The sequence below is a fragment of the Mangrovicella endophytica genome (assembly GCF_002893625.1).
Lineage (GTDB): Bacteria > Pseudomonadota > Alphaproteobacteria > Rhizobiales > Rhizobiaceae > Mangrovicella > Mangrovicella endophytica.
Window position 1 is genome coordinate 54,452 of sequence record NZ_PKMZ01000007.1, and the last position, 18,469, is coordinate 72,920.

Below are 18,469 nucleotides of genomic sequence, written 5' to 3' on the forward strand. Positions count from 1 at the left end.
CCCGGCTCTGTCGACGCGGACAAGGACGGGAGAAGCCGATGGCATCCCCCGTCCGGAGCTTGGGAGGCTCTGTTACTTCACGCTGTCCGGCGTCAGGACGGCAATGCCGGTGTCGATGTATTTCGGCGTGTCGATGCCCATGGCCTTCTGCCACATGGTCATGACCGACCAGTAGCCCTGCATCTCCGGCTTGGTGGAGGAGGAGCTGTCGGCCGTGCCGTCCTTGATCAGCTCGATCATCTCCGGCAAGTCGTCGAGGCCGACGAGCTTCACCTGGCCGGTCTTGCCGGCCTCCTTGATGGCCTGGCCGATGCCGATCGGACCCGCGGCGTCAGAGGCAACCCAGCCCTTCAGGTTCGGATTGGCCTGCATGATGGCCGCAGCCTGCTTCTGCGCCGTTTCGATGTCGTCGTTGTCGATGCCGGTCGCGACGATCTTGATGTTCGGGCTCGCCTCGAAGACCTTCTTGTGGCAGTCGGCGCGGATCGCGTGGTTCGGCGCGCTCGGCACGCCCATCATGATGGCGACTTCGCCGCCTTCGGCGCCGAGCAGCTCGACGAGGCGCTTGGACGCGATCTCGGCCTGCTCGCAGAAATCGTTGCCGATGCTGGTCAGCTCCATGCCCTCGGGCGGAACGGAATCGAAGATGGTGACCGGGATCTCCTGACCGACGGCCTCTTCCAGAGAGGCGCGGTTGCCGTTGGCATCCAGAAGATCGATGGCAATACCGTCAGGACGGGTGGCGATCGAGCTTTCCAGGATCTGGTTCTGCTGCACCACGTCCGCCTGCTGCGGCGCGCTGTAGTCAATCTGGACCTTGGAGCCGGTCTGCGCCTCGATGACCTTGGCGGCCTGCTGCGCGCCGTTGTTCACCTTGTCGAACCAGGGATGCACCACCTTCGGAATGATCACGAAGCGGTAGCTGTCCTTCTTCTCCATGCCGGCATCCTGCGCGAATGCGGCCACGGCAGTCGTCGTCGTCAGGGCTGCCACCAGGGCGAGCCGAGCAAAAGTCTTCACGAGAAACCTCCCAATCGATCACGCGGCGGTGCTGCTGCCGGTGATCACTCTCCACAGCCTGGGCCTCTCCTTCCAAGATCCCATGCCGAGGCGGAGCTTACAGATGTAATTTTCAGTTTACAAGATTTCAGAATCGCCGCCGCCAGCCTGAAAAGGTGCGGCATCTGCGCGATCGCGGCAGACGAGGGGCGCTCGTTGCGGCGGTGTCCAACGATCTGCAGCGGAGATGAGCGTTGGAACAGGGACGTATGTCGACCCGCCGGCTTCTGCACGCGCCCATGCCGCTCCGGCAAATCCGGCCGGGTGACGGAGAGGGAGATCATGCCGGGTTCGAGAGCCGGCAGAGCCTGGTAACGGGCGCCGGCCGGATATAGCCGGTGCGCCTGCACCCTCCAGCGTCGAGCTCAGCGTTCCGCATCGGCCTTCGAGCCGGACGAATTGCCGAACGACGGCTCTCCTAGCATCGGCTAGTCTCAGCAGATTTCAAGTAAGCCTTTACCACGCTCGAGGTTGTCGCTGCGCAATGGCGATGCGGCCAGGCTTTATTCCAGAAGTCGTAATCGTTCTCGGTGCTCATGCTGCTATCCGCCCGGCGCTGCTTTGCGCCGGTGATCTATCCGGTAAAGGTACGCCAAGCATGGCTCTGTCCTATGAGGAGGCACGGCTCCAGGCGCTCCATCAGTTGAACCTGCTGGACACGCCACCGAGCGAGAGCTTCGACCGCATCACGCGGATGGCGAGTCAGATTTTCGGTCTGCCGATCGCGGCGGTCTCTCTGACGGATCGAGACCGTCAATGGTTCAAGTCGCGCGTCGGCGTCGAGCACTGGTCGATCCCACGCGAGAAGGCGCCCTGCGGCGAGGTGGCAGACACCGCCGGTCTGGTGATCATACCAGACTTTAGCAAGCATCCCTGCTATGCTGACAGCCTGCTCGGGCAGAATGGAATCAGGTTCTATGCCGGCGCGCCGCTCGTGACGCGTGAGGGGTTCAGCCTCGGCGCACTATGCGTGCTCGGGACGGAACCCCGCGAGGTTACCGAGCGGGAAATCGACGCGTTGCAGGATCTGGCTGCCATGGTCATGGCTCAGATCGAGCTGCAGCATGCCTTCGGCCGGATCGATCCCCTGAGCGGCTTGCCGAACCGCAACCAGTTCCTCGATGACCTTGCGGATCTGGCGAAAGACAGGCCCGGCTACGAACAGATCACCGTTCTCGTGGATTTCGCGCTACCTGAGCAGATCAGCTCCTACGCCCGCGTCATGGGCCCTGGCAGGGTCGATGACGTGATCAGGGACGCTGCGCAGGATCTACGACTGGCGCTCGGACCGCAGCAGACGATCTATCATGTGGCTGCGACGCAGTTCGCCTTTCTGGCTCCCGCCGACGTCGAGCGAACGACCTATATCGAGCATCTTACGCGCGATGTTGGGCAGGCGCGTCAGAATTCCGCCTACGGCACGGTCATGACCAGCGCCATCGGCGTGGCGGTGTTCCCGGCCGGTACGATGGCTGCGCAGGATATTCTGCGGGCGCTGCACAGCGCCGTCCATGCTGCGCGATCCTCATCCGATCACGTCAGCGTCTACTCGTCCGAAGTGGACGAGCAATATCGCCGCCGCTACCGCCTTCTTCAGGATTTTGGCGCCGCCCTGGCGTCATCCGATCAGCTCCGTCTCGTTTACCAGCCGCGTATCGACCTGAAGTCGGGAGCCTGCTTGGGAGCGGAAGCGCTGCTGCGGTGGCGCCATCCGGTGCTGGGGGACGTTTCTCCGGTGGAATTCATTCCGATCGTCGAGCATTCTCCTCATGTTCAGGCGATGACCGCCTTTGTTCTGGACGAAGCGCTGCGTCAACTCGTTCGCTGGCAGCATGACGGCCTCAGCCTCTCGGTCAACGTGTCTGCCGCAAATCTCGACGAGCCGGACTTTGCCACGTCGATCGTGGCCGCCGTCGGACGCCACCGGGTGGATACCGCCTGGCTGGAACTCGAGGTGACGGAGAGCGCCGTCATGCGTGACGCAGAGCATGCGCGTCGGCAGCTCGAGGCTCTGTCCGACACGGGCATCCGCTTGGCCATCGACGATTTCGGGACCGGTTATAGCAGCCTTGGTTACCTGCAGACGCTGCCGGCCAAGGTGGTCAAGATCGACCAGAGCTTTGTTCGCAATCTCGATGATGGCGAAAAGGAGCGCTCGCTCGTCCGCTCCATGATCAATCTGTCGCACGACCTGCGTTATCGGGTCGTCGCCGAAGGTGTCGAGACACCACAGGTGGCGGATTGGCTGCGGCAACAGGGCTGCGACGAGGCGCAGGGCTACCTCTTTTCGCGCCCGCTGGAAGCCGACCAGTTCGAGACGTGGCGGCAGTCGCGCAGCCTCGCCGCTTGAACTGAGCCGGCGCAATCCGGCTGGCACGGCGGCAAGAAGGCAGACGCTTCTTGGCCGTCACTCCGATCGCGATCCGAAGGGCCGCGGTCGTCGCTCATTCCCGGCCGGCGTGCTTTAGACACCACGCCTGACCGGTGCCCTCGAAGATGCCCGCCGACGTCGACCAAAGGACGACGGTGGCGCGAAGCCGAGCGCTGACGACCGACATCGTCAGCAGCCGCCCCGAGGCCACGCTGGCAGAGGAGCCAGACGAACAGCCGCGGCAAACGACGACTGAAAGCGCTTTCAAAGTGAAGCCCAGTTCGTTTAGTCTCCAGCCTGCATGTTTGGGAGGACGACATGAACGAATCAGGCCAACAGATCACGCGCTTTCACGAGGCGCTCGACGTTCTGGCGCGCAAGACGATGGAGGATGAGCGCAGGCTAGGGGTCGAGTTCCCCTATGTGACCAAGCCTGATGGTTCGTGGGACACGATGTATGCCTCGCGCTCCGCCGGCTACACCGGTGACGACTGGAGCCACGGCAACTGGTTCTGCGGCTTCTGGGTCGGGCTGCTCCTCATCTCGCATCTCCATACAGGAGACGCCGACATGCTGGAGCGTGCCCGTGAACGAATGAAGCTGGTTGCGCCAAGATCAGCTGATCCGAACACACACGATATCGGCTTCATCTTCCTGTCGAGCGCTCTTCCGGCGTTTCACATCACTGGCGATCCCGATTATGCCCGGATCGGTCTCGAGGCCGCAGCGCAGCTCCGGGCGCGCCTCGTGCGGACGGATGCCGGCGCCTATGTCTCCTCATGGGGGCCGCTCAGCGATCCGCGTGGGCGGCGCAGTTCTGCCATCGATACGATGGCGAACCTTCCGCTCCTGTATTGGGCGGCGGACGTCGCCGGTGACGACAGCTTTCTCGTCGCGGGTGAACTGCACGCCAAGTCGACCGAGCGCGCCTTTATCCGTCCGGATCTCTCCACGTATCATGCGGTGGAGTATGACCTGCCGTCCGGCGATCGGCAGCGGGGCTACACCTTCCAGGGCTATAGCGACGAGTCATTCTGGTCGCGGGGCCAAGGCTGGGCGATTCTTGGCTTTGCCGAAACAGCGCGGGCGACCGGCGAATACGCCTATCTCGCCCTGGCGCATCGCCTCGGCGACCGCTTCATGCAGGCGCTGGGCGACGCCACGTCGGCGCCATGGGACTTCGATGATCCCGCCGGGGCGGCAGCCACGCTCGATACGGCCGCTTCGGCGATCGTCGCCAACGCCTTTCTCCAGATCGCCGACCTCGAACCTGATATGGCGCTTGCGCAAAAGCGGCGTGAGCAGGGACTGCGGCTGCTGGACGACCTCTGCCGCGAGCACCTGTCAAGGGACGACTCCGAGCGTGGGTTCCTTCGGCATGGCTGCTACTCAAAACCGCATAATATCGGTCCGGATGCCGCAGTCCTGTTCGGGGATTACTATTTCGCCGAAGCCCTGCTGATGGCCACGAAGCCTGGGGCTCTCCGCGCGGTCCCTGCGAAGCTGTCGAGCACATCGGCATGAGCGCAGGCGACGGTGTTGAACTGGAGGTGAGCGGCCCGGTTGCGACGCTCCGCCTCTGCAACCCACCACTGAACGTCCTGACAGTGGCGTTGCGGCGCGCCCTCTTCGAGCAGATCGTCGCGTTGAGCGAGCGACCGGACATCCGTGTTGTGATCATCGAGGGGCAGGGCGAGAAGGCGTTTTCCGTCGGCTCGGACGTGAAGGAGTTTCCCACCGACGAGATCGGCGGGATCGCGAAGATCCGTTTCGAGCAGTATCTGCTCGATCGGCTCGCGGCGCTGCCGCAGGTGACGATCGCCAAGATCGGGGGCTATGCCCTCGGTGGTGGCGCCGAGCTGATGCTGGCTTGCGACTTCCGTATCGCCTCGCGAGACGCATCGATCGGATTTCCTGAAATCAAGCTCGGTGCTCTGCCTGCGGCGGGCGGCATGAAGCGGCTCGTGCAGGAGATCGGCCCGCTGCGCGCTCGCGAGCTGGTGATGACCGGCAAGCCGATCGATGCTCGGAGGGCGGCGGAGCTCGGGCTGCTGAACGAGGTCGTGGGACCCGAGAGGCTTGCTGAGGCCGTCGATCGTCTGGCCACAGATCTCGCGCAGCTTCCTGCCGGCGCGCTGGCCCTGGCAAAGCGGACGATCGGATCTGCCGTCCCGGCAAGCGGCATCGATACGGCCGAAGCCGAGGCCTTCGGCGAACTGTTCCGCGGAAAGGATCTGGCTGAGGGACTTGCAGCCTTTCTCGGCAAACGTCAGCCGGGGTTCAACCGTGGGCCCGCGGGAAAAGCGGGCACAGCGGACGAGGCAACGCCTCAGCCGGGATGAGCAGGCGGCGCTCCCGTCGAATCCCTGATGGCCAATGCCGCTTCCAGCACGGTGTTGGCGCGGGGAGTCCGTCCGGCGAGAATGTCGATCATGCTCTCGGCGGCAGAAGTGCCGATGCCGGCCGCTGGAACGGTGATGGTCGTCAGGCCAGGCGACAGGTAAGCTGCGAAATCCAGTCCGTCGTATCCAGCGATCGATAGAGCATCGGGGATGACGAGCCCCATCTCCTTTGCCTCCGCCAAGGCGCCGACAGCGATGACGTCGGTCGTGCAGATGAGGCATGTGGTCGCGCTGGACTGCTGCAGGACCTGTCGAAGTCCTCCGCGGCCGGCCTCCATCGTGTAGGGCACTTCGACAATGCAGCCCAACTGGGCGTGGGTGCCTGCGTCCTTAAGGCCCTGGAGCGCGCCGTCGCGACGTGCACGGATGCGGTCATTGCCCATCGTCGGGCTCGTCATGACGGAAAAGACCCGGTGCCCTTCGGAGAGCAGGTAGCGGGTCATGTCGTAGGCTGAAGCGAAATTGTCGAAGCCGACCGCCGGATAATCCTCCGACGCCTCGTGGACGAAGGTCACGACGACAGGGCAGGCGTGGGTCCGAAGCAGCCTTCGAGACTCCGGAGAGCGTTCGTTGCCGACGAGGATCAGCCCGTCGACGCCGTGCGTGATCAGAGACCGGATCGCCTCATATTCCTTATCGGGATCATAGCGTGAATTGGCCACGACGAGGCGGTAGCCTTCACCGTTGAGGCGGTCCTGCATGGCTTCGACTCCCTTGGCGAACACAGAGATGCCAAGCGTCGGCACCACGACTCCGATGGTCCGTGTTCGGTTGGAGGCAAGGGCGCGTGCCGCGCCATGGGGAACATAGCCGAGTTCACGCGCGGCCCGCAGCACGCGCTCGCGAAGTTCCGCGCGCACGATCGACGGGTTGTTGAGAACGCGCGAGACTGTTGCCACCGAAGCGCCGGCAGCGGCTGCGACGTCGCTGAGCGACGCTTTCTTGGTCAAGCGATCCTCCAACGCTGGAATGCCTCGTCTCTACACCAGACCGGGATGAATGCTGAAGCAAACGTCTGGATTGCTGCATATCGGCCTAAAGCGCATGCGTGCATCTCGACGGAAGGCGATTGACATGCCTCCGTCACATGCCTAGCCTGAAAGCGCTTTCAGAAACTGAGCGACTGGGAGGTCGTTCAAGTTCCGCACGAGTCTCGGCAGACTCTGCAGTAGCGATCAAGTCTTGGGAGGGACGCATGATCGATTGGGCCGGGGTCTTCCCCGCTGTCACAACCAAGATGACGCGCGACGGCGCCGTTGATGTGGAGTCCACGCAGGCCTCTGTCGAGCGACTGATCTCGGCCGGGGTCAACGGCGTCGTCATGCTGCCGATGCTCGGCGAGAATGCGTCCTTGAGTGAGGGTGAGCGCGAGCAGGTGCTTCGCGCGGCCGGCGAGGTCGTCGCCGGTCGGGTTCCGATGCTGTCGGGTCTTGCAGCCGTTACCACCGAGGAGGCCGCATCGACGGCGCGTAAGATGCGGTCATGGGGCGCCGAAGGGTTCATGGCATTCCCCAGCCTCGGCTACCGCACGGACGGGCGGGAGACGGTGGCGTGGTATCGCGCCCTGGCGAGTGCCGGCGGCCTTCCGATCATGATCTACAACAATCCCATCTCCTACGGCGTCGACGTCACGCCGGAGATACTGGGGCAGCTGGCCGATGTGCCGGAGATCGTCTGCATCAAAGAGGAAAGCGGCGACGTGCGCCGCGTGACCGATCTCTTCAACGCGCTCGGCGATCGCTTCAGGGTCTTCTGCGGCGTCGACGACCAGGTTCTGGAGAGCGTTGCTCTCGGTGCAACGGGTTGGGTGTCCGGCATGACGAATGCCTGGCCTCGTGAGTGCGTCGAGCTCTTCAACAGCTGCCGGTCCGGCGAGCTTGACCGGGCAAGGCCGCTCTATCGGCTTCTGACGCCGGCCTTTCATCTCGATACGCACGTCAAGCTCGTTCAATACATCAAGCTAGCCGATCATCTCGCCAATGGCGCACCGGAATGGTGCCGTCCGCCCCGCCTGCCGCTGGAAGGCGAAGAGCGCAGCCGTGTGGTGGAGATCGTCGAGACCGCCATCGCTCGGCTGGCCGCGGAGAAGGCCCAGTGACCGGCGGCGGCATCGTCCGGCCAATCACCCAAATCGCCGACCTGGTAACGATCGTTCTCGGCTGGATCGTCGGGCTCCTCCTCGCCATCGCGACGGCCGCCGTCCTTTGTCAGGTTGCAGTCCGGTTCCTGCTCCCTCTGCTCGGGCTCTACCTGTCTGCTCCCTGGACGGAAGAGGTAGCACGTTACCTGTTGATCTGGGCTGTTTTCCTCGGCGTGGCCGTCCTCTGCCGCAGCTATCGCCTCATCGCCGTCGAGATGCTCGCCTTTGCATTTCCTCCGCGCGTCGGAACCGCTCTCAAGCTGTTCTCGGTCGTCGTCTGCATCGGCTTCTTCGGTGTCGTCGCCGCGCTCGGATTCGACTGGCTGGAGATGAGCGGCATCGAGCGATCGCCCGTGATGCGCATGCCGATGAACTGGGTTTATCTCGCCCTGCCTGTCGGAGCGATCCTGTCGGTCTTCAATCTCTTCGTCTTCGCTGCCGAGGTGCTGACCGGCCAACGCTCCGCGCTGCAGGCCAATGCCGAAATGATGGAGTAGAGCGATGCTTATCGCCCAGATCATCATCGGCTTGCTCGTTCTTCTCGCCTGCACCGTCCCGGTGGGCATCGCCATCGGCGTTCTGTCCTTCGCCGGATTGGCGGCTCGCGGCATTCCGGCGATCTCAGCCATTCAGACGGTGTTCGAGAGCCTCGACAGCTTCTCGCTGATGGCCGTGCCGTTCTACATCCTCGCCGGCAGCATCATGCAGGCGGGCGGCATCTCGCAGCGCCTCGTCAACCTCGCCAACGCCCTGATCGGCTGGCTAAAGGGCGGGCTCGGCGGTGCTGCAGTGCTCACCTCGATGTTCTTCGCCACGATCTCCGGCTCATCGTCCGCAACGACGGCGGCGGTCGGTTCCACGACCATCCCCGCCATGGTCGCCAAGGGCTACCCGCGCAACTATGCGGCCGCCATGGTTGCCGCCTCCGGCGAGCTCGGCGTGATCATTCCGCCGTCGCTGCCGATCATCATCTACGGCCTCGTCATGAACCAGTCGATCGCGACGCTGTTCATCGCAGGCATCTTGCCGGGCATCCTCATCGGCGGCTCACTGATCGCGACTTCGATCGTCACGGCCTATGTCAGGGGTTTCGACAACGTCACGCGTCTGTCGCTGTCGGATTGGGCACGTGGGGTCGCGGTCGCCGCCTGGGAGGCAATCCTCGCGCTGATGATGCCGATCATCATCCTCGGCGGCATCTATTCCGGCGCGTTCACGCCCACCGAGGCGGCGGTGGTGGCGGTTGCCTACGGTCTGGTCGTCAGCCTGTTCGTCTACCGTCAGCTGCGCTGGCGCTACCTGGGAACGGTCTTCGTGCAGGCGGCGCTCGTGTCCGCGGGCATCCTCTTGATCGTCGCCTTCGCGTCGGCGCTCGGCTTCTTCCTGACGATCAGTCAGATCCCGCAGCAGATCGGCGCCTGGATCGGTTCGCTGACGTCTTCGCCGCTGGTCTTCCTGCTGATCGTCAACGTGCTTCTGTTCATCACCGGCATGTTCATGGAGACGCTGGCGGCGATCATCATCCTCGCTCCGATCCTCGGGCCGATCGCGACGTCCTACGGCATCGATCCGATCCATTTCGGCATGGTGATGGTGGTCAACCTCGCCGTCGGCATGGTGACCCCGCCGGTCGGCGTGAACCTCTTCATCGTATGCGAAGTCGCCGGCATCCGGCTCGATCAGATCATCAGACCGCTGCTGCTGTTCCTCGGCGTCCTGATCGTCGACATCCTGATCGTCGCCTACGTGCCCGCCCTCTCGCTCGCACTCGTCAGATAACAACCGGAGGAAACTGGCATGAAGACTTTTGGACGCCTGGCCCTGGCCGCCATGCTGGCGGCGGCACTCCCTGCCGGGGCTCAAGCCCTGGAGATCAATCTGGGCCATACGCTGGCGCCGGACAGCCACTACAACGCAGCAGCGCAGAAGTTCAAAGAGGTGGTGGAGGCCGGCAGCAAGGGCGAGATCACCGTCTCCATCTTCCCGCAGAGCCAGCTCGGCGGCGAGGTGAAGATGATCCAGTCCGCCCGCACGGGTGCGATCGGTGCCTTCATCACGGCGGCGCCGCCGCTGGAGAACACCTTGCCCGAATTTTCGGTGTTCTCGCTGCCCTACCTGTTCGACACGGTCGATCAGGCCAATGCCGTTCTGCAGGGCGAAGTCGGCCGCTCCTTTCTCGACAAGCTGTCCGATGCCGGTCTCGTCGGCCTGAACTTCTTCTCCGTCTTCGAACGCAGCGTGGGCGGCAGCCGGGCGATCAACACGGTCGAGGACATGCGCGGTATGAAGATCCGGGTCCTGCAGGGTCCCGGCTTCATCCAGACCTATGACGCGCTCGGCGCCCAGGCCACTCCGATGGCCTATAGCGAGGTCTTCGTGGCGCTCCAGAACGGCGTCGTCGACGGGCTGGAGACATCGCCCGAGCAGGCGGTGCAGGACAAGTTCGTCGAGGTGATCAAGAACTTCAGCATCACCAAGATCCACCACATGCCGTCGCTGCTGGTGATGTCAAAGCCGATCTTCGACGGCCTCACGCCCGAACAGCAGGCGCTCGTCAAGGACGCTGCCCAGCAGGCGGTTCAGGCATCGATCGACACCTACAAGAAGACGCGTGCCGACGCGCTGGTGACGATGAAGACCCAGGGCATCGCCGTCAATGAGCCTGATCTCGCCGCCTTCCAGGAGAAGGCCAAGGCGCTCTGGCCGCAGCTGCTCGCCAACATCCCCAACGGGCAGGCCAATCTGGACCGCATCCAGGCGGCCGCAGGGGCAGCGGGCAAGTAGGCACCTCAAGGCCCGGGCCGGTTTTCAGGCACCGGCCCGGTCCCTCCAATCCTTGGATGATGATGATCATGTTCGACCTCGACGAAGAAAATCGCCTGATCCGCGATACCACCCGCAGCTTCGCGGAGGATGTCGTGATGCCCCGCGCGGCTGCGATCGATGAAGAAGACGCCTTTCCCTTCGAAATCTACCGGCAGATGGGTGAGCTCGGACTTCTCTCCATGACCCTGCCGGCCGCCTATGGCGGATCGGAAGCCGACACGCTGGCCTGGACGATCGTCCTGGAAGAGCTGGCGCGTGCCTCCGCGGCTGTCGCCGATGCGCACATGGTCAACAAGCTGATGTGCGACATCATCTTGAGCGAAGCCCGAGACGCGGTACGGCAGAAATACCTGCCCGGCATGGGCCGCGGTGACATCATCTGCGCCATAGCGCAGACCGAGGCCGATACCGGTTCGGACGTCGCCGCCATCAAGACGACGGCGACGCCGGTCGACGGCGGCTATCGGCTGAATGGCACCAAGCAGTTCATCACCTTTGCCGGCATCTGCGACATCGCCGTCGTCGTCGCGACGGTCGACCGCTCACTCGGCCGCAAAGGCATTGGCCTTTTCCTGGCGGATGCTCACGCCGAGGGCTTTCGGCGCGGTGCCAAGAACAAGATCATGGGCGTGCGTGGGCTGGCGACGGGCGAACTCGTCTTTGAGGACGTCTTCGTTCCGAACGATCACAGGCTCGCCGAGCCCGGCGCCGGCATGCGGCGATCGCTGACATCGCTCAATTCCGGCCGTATCGGCATGGCGGCTCAATCCGTTGGCATTGCCCAGGCGGCTTACGAACAGGCTCTCGCCTTCGCCAGGCAGCGGCATGCCTTCGGCGGTCCTATCGCCAATCTCCAGGCGATCCAGTTCATGCTGGCGGACATGTCTGTCGGCATCGAAGCCGGACGGTTGATGACGCGCCGTGCGGCGGCTGCGCGGGACGCCGGAGTGGACGTCGTCCGCATCGTGTCCGAGGCCAAGCTCTTCGCGTCCGAGATGGCGCAGCGGGTCGTCGATGACGCCCTGCAGATCCATGGCGCAGCCGGATACTCCACCGAGACGACGGTCGAGCGGCTGCAGCGTGACGTGCGCGTCTACAAGATCTGGGAAGGCACGAGCCAGATCCAGCGGATCGTCATCGCCAGGCAGCTGCTGGCGGCCTGACGAGCGGGCGCGGGCTGCATGAGCTTCGAATACAAGGACAATTCACATTGACTGCAACTGCCAAATCCGACGCTGCGGCGCCGGCCATGCTCCAAGGCATGCGCGTGCTGAGCTTCTGCCATTACCTGCAGGGTCCCGCCGCGGCGCAATACCTTGCCGACATGGGGGCCGACGTCATCAAGATCGAGCCGTCCCGCGGCGCGTTCGAGCGCCATTGGTCGGGCGCGTCGACCTTTGTCGGCGAGGTCAGCGCCTTCTTTCTGTCAGCCAACCGCAACAAGCGGAGTGTGGCGATCGATCTGAAACATCCGGACAGCCGCAAGGTGCTGACGCGCCTGATCGCCAGTGCGGATGTCGTCCTGGAGAACTACCGTCCCGGCGTCATGGATCGTCTCGGCCTCGGCTATGATGCCATCCGGGCGATCAAGCCCGACATCATCTACGCCTCGGCTTCAGGCTACGGCGCCGATGGTCCGCTTCGCGAAAGGCCGGGGCAGGACCTCCTGATCCAGGCGCGGTCGGGCCTCGTCGCGGCGAGCGGTGCCACGCCCACGGTCGTTGGATGCGCTGCTGTCGACCAGCATGGCGCGGCGCTCCTCGCCATGGGCATTGCGGCTGCCTATGCCGGCAAGCTGACGACGGGAGAGGGCACCCGTATCGAAGGCAGCCTGTTCAGTGCCGGCATCGACCTCCAGACGGAGTCGCTGACCCTCTATTATTCCGGCAAACGGACGCGCGAGCGCTTCGATCGTGATCCGCATCTCGGCACGTGGTTCCACGAGGCACCGTATGGCGTCTACGCGCTCACCGATGCATCGGTCGCGATCTCGCTCAATCCGATGCGCCGCATGGCCGATGCGCTCCAGGATGACCGTCTCGCCGCAGTGGCTGATCTCGATCCCTATGCGGAACGTGACCGGATCGCGACGGTCTTGGCAGAGATCCTGTCCGAACTCAGCTTCGCTGACGTTGAGCGGAAGTTCGAGCCACACGGCGTCTGGTATGAGCGCGTCGCCGATTACGACGATCTTCTGCATGATCCGCAGGTGGTCCATTCCGGCGTCTTCCAGACGATCCCGGTCGGCGGAGCCGAGGCGATAATCGTCAATCACCCGCTGCGCTATGACGGCCATGTTCCCGCCTTGCGGCGCTTGCCTCCGGATGTCGGCGAGCATGGGCGCGAAATCCTGACCGAACTTGGGTTTGCGAGCGACGAGCTCGCCAGGCTGGCTGAGGCAGGCGCAATCGTCCTGCCTGCCGAAGACGAGGACCATGACCGATGAAGCGCATCTACGCAGAAGTCTCCGAGCAGACGAGCTTCTCCAAGACAGTGTCGGAAAGCGACGTCTACCTCTTCGCCGGCATCACCGGCGATCTCGGCGGCAACCACGTGGACGAGGAGTTCATGAAGACCTCCAAGTTCGGTCGCCGCATCGCGCACGGCGCGCTCATCATCGGCTTCATGTCCACGACATCGACGCGGCTGATCGAGCGGTGCCTCGAGAGGGGACTTGAGACCACTCCGGTCTCGCTCGGCTACGACCGCATCCGCATGCTGAAGCCGGTCTTCCTCGGCGACACCGTCACGGTCGTCTACACGGTCGCCGAAGTCGACGAGGAGCGGATGCGCACGCGCGCCAGGATCGAGGTGACCAACCAGCACGGCGAGGTCGTCACCGTCGGCGAGCACATCATGAAGTGGGTACCGCGGATCGAGGCTGCAGCCTGACGGGATATCCGTCCGATAAGCCTGAAAGGCCTGTATCATGACCGAGCACGATCATGCTCAGACGATCGAACTTGCTCGATCGGGATCAGCGGCCCTCGTCGGACGGGTCTTCCGCCCCGATGTCGGCGGTCCGTCCGTGGTGCGGATCGAGAAGGAGCGCGTGATCGATATCACGGCGACCTTCCCGACCATGCGCGACCTCTGCGAATGTGACGCACCGGCCGCCGCGGCTTTCGGGTGCGTCGGCGAGGACGTCGGCGATATCGCTGAACTGCTCACCAACTCGCAGCCCTGCGCTCGCGATCCGAAGCGGCCCCACGTCCTGGCGCCGATCGATCTGCAGGCGATCAAAGCTGCGGGTGTCACCTTCGTCGCCTCCATGCTGGAGCGGGTGATCGAAGAGCGCGTGCGCGGCGATGCCGATGCTGCAGCAGGGGTGCGAGAGCGCATCGTCGCCGCCGTCGGCGAGCGTATCTCGAATCTGCGTCCGGGCTCGCCGGAGGCCGAAAGGCTGAAGCAGGCGTTGATCGAGGCGGGCGCTTGGAGCCAGTATCTCGAAGTCGGCATCGGACCCGACGCCGAGATCTTCACCAAGGCTCAGCCGCTCTCGGCCGTCGGCACCGGTGCAGAGGTCGGCATTCATCCGGCATCGTCATGGAACAATCCCGAGCCGGAAGTGGTGCTCGTCGTGTCGTCGAAGGGCTCAGTTGTCGGTGCGACGCTCGGCAACGACGTCAACCTGCGAGATGTGGAGGGGCGATCCGCACTGCTCCTCAGCAAGGCGAAGGACAATAACGGGTCATGCGCGATCGGGCCGTTCGTCAGGCTGTTCGACGAGCGCTTCACCATCGACAGCGTGCGCCGGCTCGACGTGTCCCTGGACGTGCGGGGCGGGGACGCGTTTCAACTCTCAGGCTTCTCGTCTCTCCAGCAGATCAGCCGCGACCCGGAGGATCTGGTGGCGCAGGCGATCAACGCGCATCACGCCTACCCCGACGGCCTCGTCCTCTTCCTTGGGACGATGTTCGCCCCCACCAAGGACCGAGGCGAAGACGGCAAAGGCTTCACGCACAAGAGGGGCGACGTCGTGACGATCTCAGCGCCGGAACTCGGCGCTCTGGTCAATCGGGTGGCTCCGACGAACGAAGTGGAGCCGTGGACGTTCGGCCTGCGTGACCTGATGGGCAACCTCGCGACGCGTGGCTTGATCGGGTAGCTCGATCGCATTGGGGTCGCCCTTCAAGGCGCCCCATAAGCCCCGTCGGCGCTGCGAGCGGCCCTCACCGCAGGACGCTGCGCAGCTCCTCCTGAACGCGGAGCAGTTCGGGAAGATAAAGCGACACGAGATCCTGCGGTTCGGCCTGCACCGCTGCGACACCCGTGTTGAGCGCGGCCACGACGCGGCGGCGCGCGGAGTGCAGCGGCACGGCGATGGACCGCAGGCCCATCTCCACCTCCTGGTCGATGATGGCGTAGCCTTGTTGCCGCACCGCGGCGAGCTCGGCCAGGATGGCATCCGGCGCGGTGATCGTCTTCGGTGTGCGGGCGGGAAGCGGATCGCGGCCGAGCAGGCCGATCGCCTCATCCTCCGGTAGGGCCGCGAGCATCGCCCGCCCCATCGAGGTGCAATAGGCCGGCAGCCGCGAACCCGGCATCAAAGCGATCGACATCACCTTCTTCTGCGCCGCGCGCGCGACATAGACGATGTCGGCACCATCGAGGATCGACACCGACGAGCTCTGCCCGGTGGTTTCCGACAAGCGGTCCAGCATCGGCTGGACGAGCTGCGGCAGCGGCATGGTCGCCAGGCAGGCGGTGCCAAGGCGCAGCACGCGCGGCGTCAGCGTGAAGAACTTCCCGTCATAGGTCGCGTATCCCTCCTGGACGAGCGTCAGAAGGCAGCGCCGCGCCGTCGCACGATCCAGCTGGGCTGCAGTCGCGACCTCGGTGATGGATTGGCTCGGCCGATCCGCCGTAAAGGTCTCGATCACGGCGAGACCTTTGGCGAGGCTGCCCATCAGATCCCGCGCTGCGAATGTCATGGAACGATCCGTGCGATAATCGAACAAAGGACTTATATCGCACAACCAGCATTTACCGGAAGTGTCTGGCGAACCTATCCATGCTCCTGTCATCAGGTCAGCGGCGGAGCATGGAATGGACAAGACCCTCCCAACGGTCGCGCAGGCGGTCGCGGAGATCCCGGATGGTGCGGTCGTGATGATCGGCGGTTTCGGCGGCTCCGGCGCGCCCATCGAGCTGGTTCACGCCCTCATCGATCGCTTCCTCGCGACAGGTCATCCGCGCGCCCTGACGGTCGTCAACAACAATGCCGGTAACGGTCATGTCGGGCTCGCCGCGCTGATCGAGCAGGGCATGGTGAAGAAGCTCGTCTGCTCCTTCCCGCGCTCGGCCGATCCGCGCGTCTTCACTGAGAAATTCCTTGCCGGCGAGATCGAGCTGGAACTGGTGCCGCAGGGAACGCTCGCCGAGCGCATCCGCGCCGGCGGCGCCGGCATTCCCGCCTTCTACACGCCGACGAGCTATGGCACCGATCTCGCCAAGGGCAAGCCGGTGGAGGAGTTCGATGGGCGCCCTTACGTCCGCGAGCGCTGGCTGAAGGCGGACTTTGCGCTGATCAAGGCGCTGAAGGGCGATCGTCTCGGCAATCTCGTCTTCAACAAGGCCGCCCGCAACTTCAATCCGTTGATGGCGATGGCCGCAGCCAAGACGATCGTGCAGGTGTCGGCCATCGTCGAGCCAGGCGCGATCGATCCCGAGAGCGTCGTCACGCCCGGCATCTTCGTGCAGGGGCTCGTCGAGGTCGCGGCCCCTGCACAGGAAGAAGAGCTGAACCGCGCCGGCGCCCGTTATCCGGAGATCGCGGCATGACCGACAGGCTCACTTCGACGCAGATCGCCTGGCGGGCGGCGCAGGACATCGCGGACGGCGCCTATGTAAATCTCGGCATCGGCTTTCCCGAGATGGTGGCGCGCTTCCAGCCGCCGGGCCGGGAGGCGATCTTCCACACCGAAAACGGCATTCTCGGCTTCGGCGAGGCGCCGCCGGCCGGCGAGGAAGACTGGGATCTCATCAACGCCGGCAAGAAGGCGGTGACGGTGAAGCCCGGCACGGCCTTCTTCCACCACGCGGACTCCTTTGCCATGGTTCGCGGCGGCCACCTCGATGTCGCGATCCTCGGCGCCTACGAAGTCGCCGAGACCGGCGATCTCGCCAACTGGTCGACGGGGCCGAAGGGCGTGCCGGCAGTCGGCGGCGCGATGGACCTCGTGCATGGCGCCAAGCGCGTCGCCGTGATCACCGAGCACGTGACCAAGGATGGCAAGCCGAAGCTGGTGAAACGCTGCTCGCTGCCGCTGACGGGGGTTGGCTGCGTCACCCGCGTCTACACCAGTCTGGCGGTGATCGATGTCGAGAAGGGCCGCTTCGTGCTGCGCGAGAAGCTGCCGTCGCTTTCAGTGAGCGAACTGCAGACGATGACCGGCGCTGAACTGGTCCTGCCCGAAACCATCACCGACCTCATTGTGCCGGAGCTTTGATCATGCGTGACGCCTTTATCTGCGGCTATGTCCGCACGCCGATCGGCCGCTTCGGCGGCGCCTTGTCCGCCGTGCGGGCGGACGACCTCGGCGCCGTGCCGCTGCGGGCGCTGATGGATCAGCACGCGTCCGTCGACTGGGGCGCCGTCGACGACGTCATCTTCGGCTGCGCCAACCAGGCGGGCGAGGACAATCGCAATGTCGCCCGTATGAGCCTCCTGCTCGCGGGTCTGCCGGAAACGGTGACGGGCACGACGATCAACCGGCTCTGCGGCTCCGGTATGGATGCCGTCATCACCGCCGCCCGCGCGATCAAGGCAGGCGAGGCCGAACTGATGGTTGCCGGCGGGGTGGAATCGATGAGCCGCGCGCCCTTCGTCATGCCGAAGGCGGAGACGGCCTTCTCGCGCAACGCCGAGATACACGACACCACGATCGGCTGGCGCTTCGTCAACCCGCTGATGAAGGCGCAATATGGCGTCGATTCCATGCCGGAGACCGGCGAAAACGTCGCCGAGGATTTCAGCGTGTCACGCGAGGATCAGGACGCCTTTGCGATCCGCTCGCAGAACAGGGCGGCGGCTGCGCAGGATAATGGCCGGCTCGCCCGCGAGATCGTCTCCGTCACCATTCCGCAGCGCAAGGGCGAACCTAAGATCGTCGATCGCGACGAGCATCCGCGTGCGACGACGATGGAGGCGCTGGCGAAGCTGCCGACACCGTTCCGGAAAGGCGGCACGGTGACGGCTGGCAATGCCTCCGGCGTCAATGACGGCGCGGCGGCGCTCATCGTGGCAAGCGAAGCTGCGGCGCGCCAGCACGGCCTGACGCCGCTCGTCCGCATTCTCGGCGGCGCGACGGCCGGGGTGCCGCCGCGTATCATGGGCTTCGGCCCGGCGCCGGCGTCCAGAAAGCTGATGGAGCGGCTGGGTCTTCAGCAAACGGAGTTTGACGTGATCGAGCTGAACGAGGCCTTTGCCAGCCAAGGGCTGGCGACGCTCCGCGACCTCGGCATTGCCGACGACGATGGCCGCGTGAACCCGAATGGCGGGGCGATCGCGCTCGGCCACCCGCTCGGCATGTCGGGGGCGCGGATCACCGGTACGGCCGCGTTGGAGCTCACGCTGACGGGCAAGCGTCGGGCGCTCGCCACCATGTGCATCGGCGTCGGGCAGGGTATTGCCGTCGCGGTCGAACGCGTCTGAGTAACGGTTCGTCG

Annotated in this window: 17 protein-coding genes; 14 read left to right on the forward strand and 3 right to left on the reverse strand. The window is 64.6% G+C overall.

The features are described 5' to 3' along the window. Positions 1-72: 72 nt before the first annotated feature. Positions 73-1,020: a substrate-binding domain-containing protein gene (locus C0R46_RS15085; protein ID WP_198598353.1), complete on the reverse strand. Its 948-nt coding sequence runs from the start codon at positions 1,018-1,020 to the stop codon at positions 73-75. 682 nt (positions 1,021-1,702) lie between these two features. Between C0R46_RS15085 and C0R46_RS15095 the strand changes: the two genes are divergently transcribed. The 3 genes from C0R46_RS15095 (at position 1,703) to C0R46_RS15105 (ending at position 5,772) form a co-directional block, all read left to right on the forward strand. Next, positions 1,703-3,409, forward strand: coding sequence for a sensor domain-containing phosphodiesterase (locus tag C0R46_RS15095; RefSeq protein ID WP_245413604.1), 1,707 nt, complete (start codon positions 1,703-1,705; stop codon positions 3,407-3,409). 339 nt (positions 3,410-3,748) lie between these two features. Further along, complete coding sequence (locus C0R46_RS15100; protein ID WP_102960492.1) at positions 3,749-4,954, forward strand: glycoside hydrolase family protein; 1,206 nt, start codon at positions 3,749-3,751, stop codon at positions 4,952-4,954. After that, on the forward strand, positions 4,951-5,772 hold the full coding sequence (locus C0R46_RS15105; RefSeq protein ID WP_102960493.1) for an enoyl-CoA hydratase/isomerase family protein: 822 nt from the start codon (positions 4,951-4,953) through the stop codon (positions 5,770-5,772). The genes C0R46_RS15100 and C0R46_RS15105 overlap by 4 nt, the downstream gene beginning before the upstream one ends. Here C0R46_RS15105 and C0R46_RS15110 read toward each other — a convergent pair. After that, positions 5,760-6,782: a LacI family DNA-binding transcriptional regulator gene (locus C0R46_RS15110; RefSeq protein WP_157944656.1), complete on the reverse strand. Its 1,023-nt coding sequence runs from the start codon at positions 6,780-6,782 to the stop codon at positions 5,760-5,762. The two genes, C0R46_RS15105 and C0R46_RS15110, sit on opposite strands and share 13 nt — an antisense overlap. 245 nt (positions 6,783-7,027) lie before the next feature. Here C0R46_RS15110 and C0R46_RS15115 point away from each other — a divergent pair, with 245 nt between their 5' ends. The 8 genes from C0R46_RS15115 (at position 7,028) to C0R46_RS15150 (ending at position 14,906) form a co-directional block, all read left to right on the forward strand. Further along, positions 7,028-7,930, forward strand: a complete 903-nt coding sequence (locus C0R46_RS15115) for a dihydrodipicolinate synthase family protein (RefSeq protein ID WP_102960495.1) — start codon at positions 7,028-7,030, stop codon at positions 7,928-7,930. Continuing rightward, positions 7,927-8,469: a TRAP transporter small permease gene (locus tag C0R46_RS15120; RefSeq protein ID WP_157944657.1), complete on the forward strand. Its 543-nt coding sequence runs from the start codon at positions 7,927-7,929 to the stop codon at positions 8,467-8,469. The genes C0R46_RS15115 and C0R46_RS15120 overlap by 4 nt, the downstream gene beginning before the upstream one ends. Before the next feature lie 4 nt (positions 8,470-8,473). After that, positions 8,474-9,751: a TRAP transporter large permease gene (locus tag C0R46_RS15125; protein ID WP_102960497.1), complete on the forward strand. Its 1,278-nt coding sequence runs from the start codon at positions 8,474-8,476 to the stop codon at positions 9,749-9,751. 18 nt (positions 9,752-9,769) lie between these two features. Then, on the forward strand, positions 9,770-10,756 hold the full coding sequence (locus C0R46_RS15130; protein WP_102960498.1) for a TRAP transporter substrate-binding protein: 987 nt from the start codon (positions 9,770-9,772) through the stop codon (positions 10,754-10,756). Positions 10,757-10,824: 68 nt separating this feature from the next. After that, entirely contained in the window at positions 10,825-11,961 is a 1,137-nt protein-coding gene (locus tag C0R46_RS15135; RefSeq protein WP_198598354.1) for an acyl-CoA dehydrogenase family protein, read from the forward strand. An 86-nt stretch (positions 11,962-12,047) separates the two neighbouring features. After that, on the forward strand, positions 12,048-13,244 hold the full coding sequence (locus tag C0R46_RS15140; protein WP_102960582.1) for a CaiB/BaiF CoA transferase family protein: 1,197 nt from the start codon (positions 12,048-12,050) through the stop codon (positions 13,242-13,244). Then, positions 13,241-13,690, forward strand: a complete 450-nt coding sequence (locus C0R46_RS15145; RefSeq protein WP_102960500.1) for a MaoC family dehydratase — start codon at positions 13,241-13,243, stop codon at positions 13,688-13,690. Before C0R46_RS15140 ends, C0R46_RS15145 begins: the two co-directional genes overlap by 4 nt. 37 nt (positions 13,691-13,727) lie before the next feature. Further along, complete coding sequence (locus C0R46_RS15150) at positions 13,728-14,906, forward strand: fumarylacetoacetate hydrolase family protein (RefSeq protein ID WP_102960501.1); 1,179 nt, start codon at positions 13,728-13,730, stop codon at positions 14,904-14,906. Between the two features lie 64 nt (positions 14,907-14,970). On the opposite strand, the gene C0R46_RS15155 is transcribed toward C0R46_RS15150, so the two are convergent. Then, positions 14,971-15,732 (reverse strand): IclR family transcriptional regulator domain-containing protein, encoded by a 762-nt coding sequence (locus C0R46_RS15155; protein ID WP_102960502.1) that lies wholly within the window; start codon positions 15,730-15,732, stop codon positions 14,971-14,973. A gap of 115 nt (positions 15,733-15,847) precedes the next feature. Here C0R46_RS15155 and C0R46_RS15160 point away from each other — a divergent pair, with 115 nt between their 5' ends. From C0R46_RS15160 to pcaF, 3 genes are read left to right on the forward strand one after another with little or no spacing between them, the layout of a single operon-like run. Then, a complete protein-coding gene (locus tag C0R46_RS15160) occupies positions 15,848-16,582 on the forward strand; it encodes a 3-oxoacid CoA-transferase subunit A (protein ID WP_102960503.1) in 735 nt (244 codons plus the stop codon). Next, positions 16,579-17,250, forward strand: a complete 672-nt coding sequence (locus C0R46_RS15165) for a 3-oxoacid CoA-transferase subunit B (RefSeq protein WP_102960504.1) — start codon at positions 16,579-16,581, stop codon at positions 17,248-17,250. The genes C0R46_RS15160 and C0R46_RS15165 overlap by 4 nt, the downstream gene beginning before the upstream one ends. A gap of 2 nt (positions 17,251-17,252) precedes the next feature. After that, entirely contained in the window at positions 17,253-18,455 is a 1,203-nt protein-coding gene (gene pcaF, locus C0R46_RS15170; RefSeq protein ID WP_102960505.1) for a 3-oxoadipyl-CoA thiolase, read from the forward strand. The last annotated feature ends 14 nt before the right edge of the window (positions 18,456-18,469 follow it).

Coding starts and splice junctions, on each gene's coding strand:
- C0R46_RS15100 (WP_102960492.1), top strand. CDS start 3,749: ATGAACGAATCAGGCCAACAGATCACGCGCTTTCACGAGGCGCTCGAC.
- C0R46_RS15105 (WP_102960493.1), top strand. CDS start 4,951: ATGAGCGCAGGCGACGGTGTTGAACTGGAGGTGAGCGGCCCGGTTGCG.
- C0R46_RS15115 (WP_102960495.1), top strand. CDS start 7,028: ATGATCGATTGGGCCGGGGTCTTCCCCGCTGTCACAACCAAGATGACG.
- C0R46_RS15125 (WP_102960497.1), top strand. CDS start 8,474: ATGCTTATCGCCCAGATCATCATCGGCTTGCTCGTTCTTCTCGCCTGC.
- C0R46_RS15130 (WP_102960498.1), top strand. CDS start 9,770: ATGAAGACTTTTGGACGCCTGGCCCTGGCCGCCATGCTGGCGGCGGCA.
- C0R46_RS15135 (WP_198598354.1), top strand. CDS start 10,825: ATGTTCGACCTCGACGAAGAAAATCGCCTGATCCGCGATACCACCCGC.
- C0R46_RS15140 (WP_102960582.1), top strand. CDS start 12,048: ATGCTCCAAGGCATGCGCGTGCTGAGCTTCTGCCATTACCTGCAGGGT.
- C0R46_RS15145 (WP_102960500.1), top strand. CDS start 13,241: ATGAAGCGCATCTACGCAGAAGTCTCCGAGCAGACGAGCTTCTCCAAG.
- C0R46_RS15150 (WP_102960501.1), top strand. CDS start 13,728: ATGACCGAGCACGATCATGCTCAGACGATCGAACTTGCTCGATCGGGA.
- C0R46_RS15155 (WP_102960502.1), bottom strand. CDS start 15,732: ATGACATTCGCAGCGCGGGATCTGATGGGCAGCCTCGCCAAAGGTCTC.
- C0R46_RS15160 (WP_102960503.1), top strand. CDS start 15,848: ATGGACAAGACCCTCCCAACGGTCGCGCAGGCGGTCGCGGAGATCCCG.
- C0R46_RS15165 (WP_102960504.1), top strand. CDS start 16,579: ATGACCGACAGGCTCACTTCGACGCAGATCGCCTGGCGGGCGGCGCAG.
- pcaF (WP_102960505.1), top strand. CDS start 17,253: ATGCGTGACGCCTTTATCTGCGGCTATGTCCGCACGCCGATCGGCCGC.